Annotated in this window: 9 protein-coding genes; 3 read left to right on the forward strand and 6 right to left on the reverse strand. The window is 71.1% G+C overall.

Annotation, left to right across the window (positions count from 1 at the left end; all coding sequences use genetic code 11):
- Window positions 1-39: 39 nt before the first annotated feature.
- Window positions 40-1,353 carry an ABC transporter substrate-binding protein gene (locus ACFWW9_RS13700; RefSeq protein WP_390375992.1) on the reverse strand — a complete coding sequence of 438 codons (1,314 nt, stop codon included), beginning with the start codon at window positions 1,351-1,353 and terminating at the stop codon, window positions 40-42.
- The gene (locus ACFWW9_RS13705) at window positions 1,350-2,567 is read right to left on the reverse strand and encodes an ABC transporter ATP-binding protein (RefSeq protein WP_390375995.1); all 1,218 of its coding nucleotides are present in this window, start codon (window positions 2,565-2,567) and stop codon (window positions 1,350-1,352) included. The genes ACFWW9_RS13700 and ACFWW9_RS13705 overlap by 4 nt, the downstream gene beginning before the upstream one ends.
- A 197-nt stretch (window positions 2,568-2,764) precedes the next feature.
- Here ACFWW9_RS13705 and ACFWW9_RS13710 point away from each other — a divergent pair, with 197 nt between their 5' ends.
- A complete protein-coding gene (locus ACFWW9_RS13710; protein ID WP_390375998.1) occupies window positions 2,765-3,457 on the forward strand; it encodes a response regulator transcription factor in 693 nt (230 codons plus the stop codon).
- Window positions 3,454-4,734: an ATP-binding protein gene (locus tag ACFWW9_RS13715; RefSeq protein WP_390376001.1), complete on the forward strand. Its 1,281-nt coding sequence runs from the start codon at window positions 3,454-3,456 to the stop codon at window positions 4,732-4,734. Before ACFWW9_RS13710 ends, ACFWW9_RS13715 begins: the two co-directional genes overlap by 4 nt.
- Here ACFWW9_RS13715 and ACFWW9_RS13720 read toward each other — a convergent pair.
- A complete protein-coding gene (locus ACFWW9_RS13720; RefSeq protein ID WP_390376004.1) occupies window positions 4,711-6,066 on the reverse strand; it encodes an alpha/beta hydrolase fold domain-containing protein in 1,356 nt (451 codons plus the stop codon). The two genes, ACFWW9_RS13715 and ACFWW9_RS13720, sit on opposite strands and share 24 nt — an antisense overlap.
- A gap of 14 nt (window positions 6,067-6,080) precedes the next feature.
- A complete protein-coding gene (locus tag ACFWW9_RS13725; RefSeq protein ID WP_390376007.1) occupies window positions 6,081-6,950 on the reverse strand; it encodes an oxidoreductase in 870 nt (289 codons plus the stop codon).
- 98 nt (window positions 6,951-7,048) lie between these two features.
- Here ACFWW9_RS13725 and ACFWW9_RS13730 point away from each other — a divergent pair, with 98 nt between their 5' ends.
- Entirely contained in the window at window positions 7,049-7,612 is a 564-nt protein-coding gene (locus tag ACFWW9_RS13730) for a TetR family transcriptional regulator (protein WP_390376010.1), read from the forward strand.
- Between the two features lie 684 nt (window positions 7,613-8,296).
- Here ACFWW9_RS13730 and otsB read toward each other — a convergent pair.
- Complete coding sequence (gene otsB / locus ACFWW9_RS13735) at window positions 8,297-10,810, reverse strand: trehalose-phosphatase (RefSeq protein WP_390376013.1); 2,514 nt, start codon at window positions 10,808-10,810, stop codon at window positions 8,297-8,299.
- 94 nt (window positions 10,811-10,904) lie between these two features.
- Window positions 10,905-13,340 (reverse strand): hypothetical protein, encoded by a 2,436-nt coding sequence (locus ACFWW9_RS13740; RefSeq protein ID WP_390376016.1) that lies wholly within the window; start codon window positions 13,338-13,340, stop codon window positions 10,905-10,907.
- Between the last annotated feature and the right edge of the window lie 20 nt (window positions 13,341-13,360).

Genomic DNA, 13,360 nt, shown 5'->3' on the forward strand with positions numbered 1-13,360 from the left:
CCCTCGGCGTCCGCGACGGCGGAATCGGAAACGGTCATGTCACTTCCCGACGAATGACTTGGCTGCGTTGTCCTCCAGGCGCTTGGTGGCGCCGTCGAGGTCGGCCGGAGCGGCCAGGAAGTCCTGGAGGTCCTTCCACTCGCCCGCGCCCTTGGTGCCGCCGAAGGCGGACGGGGCGAGGTCGGACATGTCGAACCGGACGTTGTCACCGGCGTCGACGAGGGCCTTCGCGAGGTCGCGGGTCACGTCGTCCGGGTAGGAGTCGGCCGCGATGTCCTTGTTGGGGGACAGGAAACCGCCGAGCTCGGCCCACACGGTGCCCGCCTCGGGGGAGGCGAGGAACGCCATGAACTGCTTGGTGGCCTCGTCGTCCTTGAGCGCCACGGCGGCGTCGCCACCGGCCACGACCGCGGACTTGCTGCCGCCGACCGACGGGAACGGGAAGAACTTGGCGTCCTCGCCGACCTTCGCCTTGGTGTTGGCGGTGATGACGCTGGCGACGAAGTCGGCCTCGAACACCATGGCGGCCTTGGGGTCGTCGCCGAAGACGTTGATGACGGACTTGGCGAACTCGGTCTGCAGCGCGCCGGCGTGGCCGCCCGCGATCAGCCGCTCGTCACCGAAGAGCTGCGCCAGCGTTTCGAGGGCCTTGCGCACCGACGGGTCGGTCCACGGGATCTCGTGCTTGCTGAGCTTGTCGTAGTTGTCCGGGCCCGCGGTGCGCAGGTAGACGTTCTCGAACCAGTCGGTCAGCGTCCAGCCGTCGGCGCCCGCGACGGAGACCGCGGCCTGCCCGGTGTCCACGATGGACTTGCCGGTGGCGACGAACTCGTCCCACGTGGCGGGGACCTTCGCGCCGACCTGGTCGAACGCCTTCTGGCTGTACCAGACCGTGGACTTGTTGGCGGCCTTGAAGTACACGCTGTAGAGCTTGCCGTCGACGCTGCCGAACTGCTTCCAGATCGGCGCGTTGTGGTCCGTGACGGCCTTCTCGACCTCGGGGGACAACGGCTTGAGCGAGCCCGCCTTGGCGAGCTGGGCGATCAGGCCGGGCTGGGCGACCAGGGCCACGCTCGGTGGCGTGCCACCCTGGAGTCTCGTCTGGAGCAGGGTGGGCAGTTCGTCACCGGCGGGCGTGTACGTGACCGTGGCGCCCGTCTTGGTCTTGAACGCGTCCAGGACCTTCTCGAACTTCTGCTGCTCGTCGCCCGACCACGGGCCGACGACCTCGACGGTCTGTCCCTTCAGGCTCGCGCCCGCGCTGCCCCCGTCGGTCGTCCCGCCGGACGAGCACGCGGTCGCGCTGACCACCGCTGCCGCGGCGAGCACGGCGGAAACCTTGTTCAGCCTCATCGCTGATCTCCTGACCTGTTCCAGATGGACGACCCGGTCTCCGGGTCGAAGAAGTGCAGACGCGACGTGTCGACCCAGGCCGCCACCGGCTGGCCCTCGTAGATGCGCGTGCGGGGGCTGAAGCGGCCGACCATGACCGTTCCCTTGCCCTTGGTGAGGGACGGCAGGTCCTCGGTGCCCGCGTCCATCGCCAGTTCCTTGGTGTCCTCGGTGACGACCGGCTCGGCGTCGATCGGGAAGTGCACGAGCACGTCCGAGCCCATCGCCTCGACGAGGTCCGCGACCGAGTGCAGGAGTTGGCCCTCCTGCGCGTCGGCGAGCGCGACGTCCTCCATGTCCTCCGGGCGGATGCCCAGCACGACGTCCTTGCCGACGTGGTCGGCGAGCGCGGGCCGCTGGTGCAGCACGCTCTCCGGCAGCAGCAGGGCGTCGGAGTTCAGCGCGACCCAGTACCGGCCCTCGGCGTCCTTGTCGAGGCGGGTGGTCACGAGGTTCATGCCGGGCGAGCCGATGAAGCCCGCCACGAACAGGTTGACCGGGCGGTCGTACAGCTCCTGGGGCGGGCCGACCTGCTGGAGGACGCCGCGCTTCATCACCGCGACGCGGTCGCCGAGCGTCATGGCCTCGGTCTGGTCGTGCGTGACGTACACCGTCGTCACGCCGAGGTCGCGCTGCACCCTGGCGATCTGCGCGCGCATCTGGACCCGGAGCTTCGCGTCCAAGTTGGACAGCGGCTCGTCCATCAGGAAGACCTGCGGCTCGCGGACGATCGCGCGGCCCATGGCGACGCGCTGGCGCTGGCCGCCGGAGAGGGCGCGCGGCTTGCGGTCGAGGTGCTCCTGGAGTTCCAGCACCTCCGCGACCTCGCGGACGCGGCGGTCGATCTCCTTCTTGGGCAGCTTCCGCAGCGCCAGGCCGAACCCGATGTTCTCCCGGACGTTCAGGTGCGGGTACAGGGCGTACGACTGGAACACCATGGCCACGTCGCGGTCGCGCGACGGCACGCCGTTGACGACGGTCTCGCCGATGTGGATGGTGCCCTCGCTGATGTGCTCCAGACCGGCGATCATCCGCAGCGCGGTCGTCTTCCCGCAGCCGGAAGGTCCGACGAGCACGAGGAATTCCCCGTCGCGGATCTCCAGGTTGAGATCGTCGACGGCCCGCGTCCCGTCGGAGTACACCTTGCCCAGCCCGGTCAGTACTACTTCTGCCACGACCATCTCCTCGCAGGCGATCAAGCCCTGCCACTGTGATCCGAGACACGACGGCCTCGGTGCGAAGACCGTAAACGGAGGCCTACTAAGGCAGGATTAAGGCGTCGGCACAATCGCGATAAGTCCGCAACCTGCGCATAATGCCCCGGCAACACCAGCACTCGCCCGATGGCGTTCGGATGCCTAGTGTTCACCCCATGTCGAAAGTGCTCCTGGTCGAGGACGACCCGGTTGTCCAAGCGGCGCTGGTGCACGCGCTCACCGAACTGGGGCACGTGGTGCAGGCCGTGAGCACCGCCGTGGCCGCGCTGCGCGAGGCGGCGAACCAGGAGCTCGACCTGGTGCTGCTGGACCTCGGCCTGCCGGACCTCGACGGGGTGGCCGCGCTGCGGATGCTCCGCGGGGTGAGCAACGTCCCCGTCATCGTCGCGACCGCGCGCGGCAGCGAGAGCTCCATCGTCTCGGCGCTCGACGCGGGCGCGGACGACTACATCGTGAAGCCGTTCTCCAGCGAGCACCTCACCGCGCGGATGAACGCGCTGCTGCGCCGCACCGGCACCGAGCGCCCGAAGCCCGAGCACGTCGACGTGCTGACCGTGGGCGACCTGCACATCGACCTCGGCCAGCGCCAGGCCAGGCTCGGCGACAAGATGCTGTCGCTGAGCAGGCGCGAGTTCGACCTCCTCGCGTACCTGGCGCAGCGCCCGTCGAAGGTGATCACCCGCCGCGAGCTGATCCAGGCCGTGTGGGGCCACCCGCACGTGGGCGACGACAAGACCATCGACGTGCACGCGTCGTGGCTGCGCCGCAAGCTCGGGGAGACCGCCGCCAACCCCAAGTACCTGCACACCGTGCGAGGGGTGGGCCTCAAGCTGTCGGCGCCCGAATGAGGGCGCTGGTCACCCGCGCGCTCGGAGTCACCGCCGCGACGTCCGCGGTCCTGCTGCTGGCCCTGGCGATCGTGCTGGTCGTGCTCGACGCCCGCGAGGAAGCCCGCGTCTCCGACGAGCACGCGCGGCAGACGATCGCCGCCGTGCTCACCGTGACGACCGACCACGACACCGTGCGCGCGGCGATCGCGGGCACCAGCGCCGGGGTCGAGGGCAGGCTGGCGGTGTACCTGCCGGACGGGGCGACGATAGGGGTCGGCACCTCGACGCCGGAGCTGACGGACGGCCTGCGGGTGGCGACCTCGTTGGAGGACACGGCCATCGTGGTGACCACGTCCCCGGCGGAGGTCGTGGACGGGGAACTCGTCCTGCGGATCGCGTTGCTCGTGCTGGTCACCGTCGTGGGCGCGGGGCTCGCCGTGCTGGTGGGCCGCCGGATGGCGCACCCCGCGCTGGACGCGGTCCGCGTGCTGTCCGACACGGCGCGGGAGATCGGCCTGCACGACGTGAACGTGCGGATCAAGCTGACCGGCCCGGCCGAGCTGGTGACGCTGGCCGAGTCGATCAACGCCGCCGCGGACCGGACCGGACGGCTGCTGGCCAAGGAGCGCGAGATGATCGCGGACGTCTCCCACCGGCTGCGGACGCCGTTGACCGCGCTGCGGCTGGACGCGGAGTCGATCGGCTCCGGCCCGGTCGCCGAGCGCATCCGCAGGGCCGTGACCAGCATGGAGAACGACGTCGACCGGATCATCCAGTCCGTGCACCAGAACTCCGGCGAGTTCGGCGACCGGTGCGACGTCAGCGCCGTCGTGCGGACCCGCATGGTCTTCTGGACGGCCTACGCGGAGGACCAGGGCCGGATCTGCGACGTCGACCTGCCCTACGAGCCGACCCCCGTCGCCCTGTCCACCGAGGGGCTGAGCGCGGTCGTCGACGCGCTGATGGACAACGTCTTCCACCACACGCCGCCGTCCACGGAGGTCGGCGTGGCAGTTGTTCGCCATGCGGGATGGATCACACTCGTCGTCGACGACGCGGGCCCCGGCGTGGCGGACCCGGAGGCCGCGCTGCTGCGCGGGGCCAGCGGGCGCGGGTCCACCGGGCTCGGGCTGGACATCGCCAGGGCCGCCGTGGAGAGCACGGGCGGCACGATCCACATAGAGCGCGGGAAGCTCGGCGGGGCCCGGATCCGGCTGCGGTTCGCCGAGGCGGACAGCAACCACGAGCGCCAGAGCCCCCGCGCGTGGCGACTATGGGGTCAGCGTCCCCAGTGAGAGCGCGCCGAGCTGGAGCAGCATCCCCAGCACGTCCTCGGCGAACCACGCCTCGGTGATGCGGCCGTTCCGGACGGTGTAGATCCCGACGCCGAGCCACTCGGCGTGCTTCCCGGTGGCGGGCAGGCCGAGGAAAGGGCCGTCCTGCGTGCCGCTGTTGGTGAACCGCACGACGACCTGGTCACCGGCGGCGATGAGCTCGTGGACCGTGAGCTCCATGCCGGTGAACGAGCCGGTCTTGGCGGCGGTGAGCATGGTCCGGTAGTCCTCGATCCCGTGCACCTCGCCGAGGCTGCCGCCGTGCCAGACCAGGTCGGGGGCCCACAGGTCGTCGATCCGGTCGAGGTCGCCGCCGTTGACGACCTCGTCGATGAACGCGCGCACGACCGTGGTCGGGGTCCTGGCTGCCAGCAGGTCGGCGATCCAGGCGTTGATCCGGGCCTGCGCGAGGAGACCGGTCGGCGGGGTCATGCCGACGAAGCCGTGCGGCGAGTGCGGCCACACCGAGAGGTCGCTCTCGTTGCCCGCGGCGGTCCAGCGGGCGGACAGGAACAGCGAGTCGTCCAGCAGCGGGTCCAGGTCGCCGACGGTGAACAGGGCGGGCGGGAGACCGGTGAGGTCGGCGTGCAGCGGGGAGAACTCGGGACTGCGCAAGCGTTCGTCGTCCAGACCGGGGAACGCCAAGGCGGTGAACTGGCGCGTCCAGTGCGACGGCAGGACGATCGTGTCCGGGGTCGAACGGCGGACGCTCGGGGTGCGGCTGAGGTCGTACACGCCGAACACCAGGCTGGCGCCGACGAACCGGCGGAACGCCTCCGGGTGGAGGTCCCGCAGGCGCAGCAGCGTTTGCGCGGCCAGGTAGCCGCCCGCGGAGTAGCCGGAGATGACGATCCGGTCGGTGCCGAACTCGGCCTCGACGTTGTCGGCGAGCCAGCGGGCGGCGGTCAGGCAGTCGTCGAGGTTTGCGGGGAAGGGGTGCTCCGGGGCCAGGCGGTAGGTGGTCGAGACGACGGCGACCTGGGCCGTGCGGGCCAGTCGGTCGTTGATCGCGTCGTCGTCACTGGGCTTGCCGAGGACGAAGCCGCCGCCGTGGACGTGGAAGACGACGCCGTTGACGGGGCCGTCGGGGCGGATGATCCGCACGACCTGGCCGTTGGGGAGGGTGCGGTCAACGGGGGTGAGTTCGGTGGGGGCGGGGGCCTGGAAGGTGGCGTTGCGGAGTACCTCTAGGCCTTCCGGGGTGGAGGGGTCGGGGTACTTGGCTGCCGCTAGGGCGGTGTTGATGGCTTTCATGGCGTCCACAGTGGACTGTTGGATTCGTTCGTAGGTCATGGCTTCTGCTCGTTTCAGTAGTGGACGTTGGTGAGGGATTCGGAGAGCTTCCAGAGGCGTTGTCCGGTGGCGGGGTTCGTCGCGGCTGGGGGGAGTTCGGCCTCGCCGGGTTCGCCGCGGAGTTCGGCGCGTCCTTTCGGGACGATGAAGGAACCGGACTTCACGCCGGGAACCGTTGCGGCGTAGAGGGAAGGGCGAGCGGCCTCGGACGGGGACTGGCCGACCAGGCGGTCGAGGAGGACGGACGTGAGCGCCTGCAAGACCTTCGGGGTGTGCTGCTGGAGGCCGGTGGCGCTGGTGCCGGGGTGCACGGCGACGGCCGTGAGGACGTTCCTGGTGCGGCGGGCCAGTTCGACGGTGAAGACGACGTTGGCGAGCTTGGACTTGGTGTAGGCGGCCATGCCCGAGTAGGAGTTCTCGCTCAGCGGGTCGTCGAGGGTGGCGTTCTTGGTGCGGGAGACCTTGGCGCTGACGGTGATCACGCGGGCGGTCTTGGCGGCGGTGAGGGCGGGGAGGAGGTGGCCGGTGAGGGCGAAGTGGCCGAGGTGGTTGGTGCCGAAGGTGAGTTCGAAGCCGTCGGCGGTGAGGCGGCGGTCCGGGACGGCCATGACGCCCGCGTTGTTGATGAGCAGGTCGAGGGGGCGGCCGGTGGCGAGGAGTGCCTGGGCTGCGGTCTTGACGGAGGCTAGGTCGGCCAGGTCGAGGTGGAGGGTGTCGACCTGGGCGGTGGGGAGCTGTTCGCGGATCTTGGCGGCGGCGGTGTGGAGCTTGGCCTCGTCTCGGCCTGCCAGGACCACCTCGGTGCCCGTGGTGGCCAGGGCTAGGGCGGTTTCGTAGCCGATGCCGTTGTTGCCGCCGGTGATGAGGGCGCGTTGGGGGGTCATGCTGCTCCTAAATGAACGTTCATTCAGTTCGTTGGTGCTAGTGGAGCACTGTCGTGGGGGAGTTGTCAAGTGAACGTTCATTCAATAGGGTGGGTGGCATGGCGCCACGGGACCCAGAGGCCAAGAAGAAGCAGCTGCTGGAGGCCGCGCTCGCGGAGTTCGCCGAGTTCGGCATCGCGGGGGCGCGGATCGACCGGCTCGCGAAACGAGCCGGGTGCAGTGCTGGGCTGGTGTACACGTACTTCGGGGGGAAGGACGAGCTGTTCGAGGCGGTGTTCGATCACGTGGTGGTGCGTGCTGTGTCGACATTGCCTATCGATGCTCGGGATCTGCCTGGGTACGCGGGGGCGTTGTTCGACGGGCAGGTGGCGTATCCGGAGGTGATGCGGCTCGCTGCCTGGCATCGGTTGGAGAGTGAGGGGCGAGGGGGGATCGCGGCGATCCGGGAGGCGGATCTGGCGAAGGTGGCGGCGATTCGGGAGGCGCAGGAGGCTGGGGTGGTGTCTTCGCGGTTCTCGGCTGAGCACTTGTTGATGTTGGTGATCAACACGGCGTCGATGTGGTCTGTGCAGACGGAGGAGATCGCCGGGTTGTCGGATGATGATCATGCTCGGCGGCGGGGTGTGGTGGTGGAGGCTGTGCGGGTGTTGGTTGCGCCTTGAGGTTTTTTGGGGTGGCTTCAACCCGATCGCGCAATTATTTCGATGCTTTTTCGTCTTTGTCAAGGCTGGAAAGACGCCTTGACAAAGACGAAAAAGCACGAAGGGCGCTCAGGATCGGGGTGAAGCCGGGGGTCTGGTCGCCGCCCTGGTTGCGTGCTTCCGCTTGAGAACACAGGAACAGCCAGTCCCAGCCCCAGCCCTAACCCAGGGCTCAGCTCCAGCCCCAGCCCTAACCCAGGGCTCGACTCCAGCGCCAGCCTCAGCCCAGGGCAACTCCAGCCCCAGCCCTAACCCAGGGCTCGACTCCAACCTCAGTGCTGGCCTGAACTTCGGCTCCTCGCCACAAACCCGGCTCAGGCTCAGTCCCAGGCCCAGCCGCAGTCGTGGCTCAGTCTCAGTCGTAGCCCCGGTTCCGGGCCTCGGTTCTGCCAGCGGCGCAGTTCCAGTCCTCGTCCTGGCTCTCCGGTTCCGGCCGTGTCCAGGCCGTCCTGTCCAGCTCGGTTCGGTCTTGGTCGGTGCCGGTCCCGCTTCCCGTCTCTGTCCACTCTCTGGCCCTTCTGGAATTTTCTGGCCTCGAAGGTGAAGAGGCCCGTCCCTGTGGCGGGGGCGGGCCTCTTCGGGTGGAACGTGTGGAGCGTCCTTCCTTCGGCGCGGATTGGGCGCCCCACACGGCTTGGGGGGTGGCTACCAGACCTCGTCCAGCAGTTGGGCGCAGCGGATCAGGCCCAGGTGGGAGTACGCCTGGGGGTGGTTGCCCAGGGAGCGTTCGTTCAGCGGGTCGTACTCCTCCGCGAGGAGGCCTGTGGGGCCTGCGCAGTCGACCAGTTGGCCGAAGAGTTCCTCTGCCTCCGTGCGCCTGCCGGTGCGGAGGTAGGCCTCGATCATCCACGCCGCGCACAGGTGGAAGCCGCCCTCGTCGCCGGGGAGGCCGTCGTCGCGGCGGTAGCGGTAGACCGTTGCGCCCTGGCGGAGTTCGGCTTCCACTGCCGTGACGGTGGATTGGAAGCGTTCGTCGGACGGGTCGATCAAGCCCGACAAGCCCACGTGCAGTGAGGCGGCGTCCAGGTCGTCGCCGTCGTAGGCCGTGGTGAAGGCTCCTACCTCGTCGTTCCAGCCGTTCTTCAGGACGTCCACGGCGATGCAGTCGCGCAGTATCACCCACGACTCCGGGACCTCGCGGCCGAAGCGGGTGGCGATCTTGATGGCCCTGTCCACCGTCACCCAGCACATGACGCGCGAGTAGACGCGGTGGCGCGGGGCGTGGCGCTCCTCCCAGATGCCGTGGTCGGCTTCCTGCCAGCGGTGGCCGACGGCGGTGACCATGGCGGTGACGACGGCCCAGTCGCGTTCGGCCAACTCGGCGCGGGCGGCGGCGAGCATGGTGATCAGTTCGACGATCGGGCCGAACACGTCGAGCTGGACCTGCTGGCTGGCCAGGTTGCCGACGCGGACCGGGCGGGAGCCCGCGTAGCCGGGGAGGGACTCGATGACCGCCTCCGCGCCCAGGTTGCCGCCCTGCACCGTGTACAGCGGGTGCAGGCGCTCCGGGCCGGGGAGGGTGTCCAGGACGTCGTGCAGCCAGTCCAGGTACGCCTCGGCCTCCGAGGTGGAGCCCAGGGACACCAGCGACTGCGCGGTCAGCGCGGCGTCGCGCAGCCAGCAGTAGCGGTAGTCCCAGTTGCGAACGCCCCCGATTTCCTCGGGGAGTGAGGTGGTGGCCGCCGCCAGGATCGCGCCGGTGCGCTTGTGCACCAGGCCGCGCAGGGTGAGGGCGGAGCGGGCCACGAGGTCGCGCTGCACGTCCGGCAGCGTCAGGCCGTCCAACCAGGTCTGCCACGTCTGACCGGCCGCCTTGCGGCGGGCGACCTCGGCGACCGGGTGCGGGGACAGGTCCGAGGTGCCGCAGCGGAGTTCGAACACGGCGTGGGTGTCCGGGGACGGTTCGAGGACCGCGCGGGCCGTCTGGTGCTCGCCGTCGTCGACGATCTGCCAGTCGACACCCGGCGAGCGCAGCACGATCGGGTCGGCCGTGCCGACGACCCGCAGGCCGTCGTTCTCCACGACCAGGCGGACCGGGACCGCGCCGAACTCGGGGCGGGGCGCGAACTCCACGATCGCGGCGGCGTGACCGGACACGACCCGCACGAGCGCGTCGTCGTCCAGGTAGTCGGTGACGGCCAGCTTGGACCAGCGGGTCTCGACGGTCATCGTGCCGGGCAGGTACCGCTGGCCCAGCGGGAGGCCGGAGTGCGCGGGGCTGATGGTGAAGTGGCCCGCGGACGGGCCGCCGAGCAGGTCCGCGAACAGCGCGGCGGAGTCCGGCTCGGGGAAGCACATCCAGTTGATCTTGGCGGCGGGCGTGACCAGCGCGAGCGTGTGCTGGTTCGACAGCATGCTGTGCCGCTCGATCGCCACGACCTGCTCGCCGAACAGCCAGCGCCGACGGGCGTCCAGCAGGAACGCCAGCACGCGGGCGGCGGCGATCGGCTCGGCCACGCGGTGCTCTGCCGTCGTCGGGTCGGTGCCGACCTTCACACCGACGTCCGACGAGGTCAGCCGGGACAGCGCCCGCTCGTCGCTGATCCCGTCGCCGATGTAGACGACGGCGGTGGTGCCGAAGCGCTTGCGCAGCAGCTCCACGGCCTGGCCCTTGTCGGTCGGCACGAGCGTCAGGTCGATGACCGAGTTGCCCTCGGTGACCTGCACGCCGTTCCACCGGCCCGGCCCGAGGCGCACGGCCTGCGACACCTGCGCGGCGACCTCCTGGGTGGCCTTGCGGGTGTGCACGGCGATGCCCGCGGGCTTCACCTCCAGCAGCACGTCCTCGGCGTCGGAGGCGATCTTCGCCAGCTTCGCGAGCATGCGGTGGTAGAGGTCGCGCACGGACGGCGGCAGCTCGGTGGCGAACCCGGCGTCGAACTCCGACCCGTGGCTGCCGATGAGGTGCACCTCGACGGGGAGCCGCGACATGACCGCGAGGTCGCGCAGCTCGCGCCCGGAGATGACGGCCGCCTCGGTGGACGGCAGCTCGGCCAGCGCGCGCAGCGCGGCCACGGATTCCGGCAGCGGCAACGCCTGCGCGGGGTCCGGCACGATCGGGGCGAGCGTGCCGTCGTAATCGCAGGCGATGAGCAGTCGTGGCGTGCGGGCGATCTCGCTCAGCGACCGGCGGAGCTCGTTCGGCAGTGCACCCGACATCGTGTCATCTCCTCGTCTCGGGCCCGAAACATAAGTCGGGTGAGGCGAGTGGTGACCATCGTTGCGCAGGACTTAGTCAGCGCATAACCGAACCTTAGGGTGAACGGGGTTCCGAAGCCTGTGAGAGCGGTTTCACCTGGATGGGCGGGGTCGTCCCGCGCCGGGCGGCGGGCAGCGAGGGCAGGGAGCCGGTCGTCTGCTCGGGCGAGTCGACCCGGCTGAGCCCGGCCGCGATGGCCACGGCCCGGTCCCACTCTGGGTCGGCGGTGTAGTCCGCGTGGCCGCACACGCCCGACGCCCACCGCCTGCCGGGGAACGGTCCGCGCTGCGGGTCGGGCAGCCAGTGGTCGCCGCCGAGCACGAGCGCGCCGTTCGGGCCGCGCACGGCGGGCGGCAGCGCGCCCTCGGTGCCGTCGGGGAGGTAGCCGACGCCGAGCAGCAGCCCGTCGAACACCTGCCTGTCCCACGTCGTCACGGCGCCGCCGAGCGGGTCCGTGCCGCGGCACAGCGCCCGCCACCGCCCGTCCAGGCCACCGGCCAGCGCGGCGAGGGAGCTGTGCGGCACCACGGCGGGGAACGCCCTCGGGTACGCCCACTGCAACTGGGACCCGGCGGTCAGCAGACCGACGCGTTCGCGGTCCTCCGGCGGCAGCACCTCCAGCAGCCGGGCGGCGGCCACGGCCACCAGCAGGCTGCCCTGGCTGTGCCCGGTCAGCACCACGCGGGTGCCCCGGTCCTGGAGGTGTTCACGGGTGCGCGCCACCAGTTCCGGCACGACCTTCAGCGCGTAGCAGGGCGGCACCACGGGGTGCGCCTCGCGCGGCCAGAACGACGCGATGTCCGCCAGCACCCCCAGCCGTCGACCGGACTGCGGCCGTCGTGCGGCCAGCCAGACCGCGCGCAGCAGCGTGACGGCGAGGACGCCGAGCGCCAGCACGCCGAAGGCGGAGAACGGCGTGGTCCACGCCGCGGGCTCGATCTGCCGCAGCCGCAGCGCGATGGCGGGGATCGCGCCCGCGACCAGCACGGCCGCGAGGATCAGCAGCACGTGGTGGCTGTGGTTGCGCGCCCACCGGGCCCACCACCACGCCCGTGCCGCGAGCTTGACGTCCCGTACTCGCCCGGAGTGCAGCAGCGCCGCCTCGTGCGCCCACTCGCGGTTCCCCCGCAGCGCGCTCCACCGCACCATGCCGGTGGTCGCGACGATGAAGACGCCCGCGAGCAGGCCGAGCACGCCGGCCACGCCCCACAGCAGGGTGATGTAGCCGTAGCCGATGGGCAGCGGCAGCCCGCCGCCGAGCAGCCACCGCACGGTCAGCGCGACCCCCGCGCCGAACCCGCCGCCGAGCAGGCCCGCGACGGCCAGCATCGGCGCGGCCATCCAGCCACCGGCCCACGGCCGCAGCCGGCGCGGCAGCGCGGCCCACGCGGGCCGGGCCAGCAGGGCCGCCGGGACCAGCAGGACCCCGAGCAGCACGCACACCAGCACCAGCAGCGCCGCCAACACCTGGACGCCGACGTCCACACCGGGCATCCGCGTCGGCAACCGGTCGACCAGACCGCCCGCCACCAGCAGCAACGCCCCCGAACCGAACAGCAGCCCTCGGCGGACCCGGTGGCCGAGCGCGGCGCGCAGCCAGCGGCCACCGCGGTGCGGCGCCCCGCCCGTCGGGTCGTCCAGCAGCATCACGCCGAGCGCGGCCACGCCGCTGAGCACCAGTCCGAGCACCCACGCGACCGTGATCGCCACGCCCTGCGGGCCGGGGGCCACCAGCGGACCGAGCGGGCCGCCGAGGGCGATCACCGAGGCCCCGCCGAGCGCCGCGACGACGTGCAGAGCGCGCAGCGCGGGGGCGTCCGGGTCGGTGGCGACGTGCGCGCCGGGGAGTACGGACGACTCGGGCTCGCCGTCGGTCGGCTCCGGCCGGTCGACGCGCCAGTCCACCCTCGACAGCCGGGCCACCAGGAAGATCAGCAGCGCGATGGGGGCGAGCCCGACCGCGGTCCGCGCCCACGGCGTCGTGCGCAGGGACAGCGGCACCACGTCGGCCAGGCACGCGGAGCCCGGCGCGAGGCACTGCGCCGCCACCAGGTCCAGCGTCACGACCGCCGTCTGCGCCACCAGCAGCACGGTGAGCAGCAGCGCGGCCAGCCGCAGCAGCGACCGCAGCCCGATCCCCAGCAGGTGGGCGGCGGTGTTGCGCTCCGGCACCGGCGGCAGCATCCAGTGCGCCGCGTTCGCCAGGCTGAACGGGAACAGCACCGCCCACGTCGCCTTCGCCCACCCACCGGACGTCATCGCGCCCCACACGTACCCCTCGACCACCCGCGTGACCGGACGCCCGTCGGCCTGGAGCACCGGACCCGGTCCGGGCCTGCGCAGCCGGTCGGCGGGCCGCACGATCCGGCCCAGCCCGTCACCCGCCACGTCGACCGCGGCCACGGCGTCCACGAGCGACTGCGGCGTCGTGCCCTGCACGCCGTGGACCCGCAACTCGACGACCCGTGTGTCGGGGCCTTGAATGAGCATCGTCGGTCCTAACTGCAGCT

Source organism: Umezawaea sp. NPDC059074 (assembly GCF_042738955.1).
Classification (GTDB): domain Bacteria; phylum Actinomycetota; class Actinomycetes; order Mycobacteriales; family Pseudonocardiaceae; genus Umezawaea.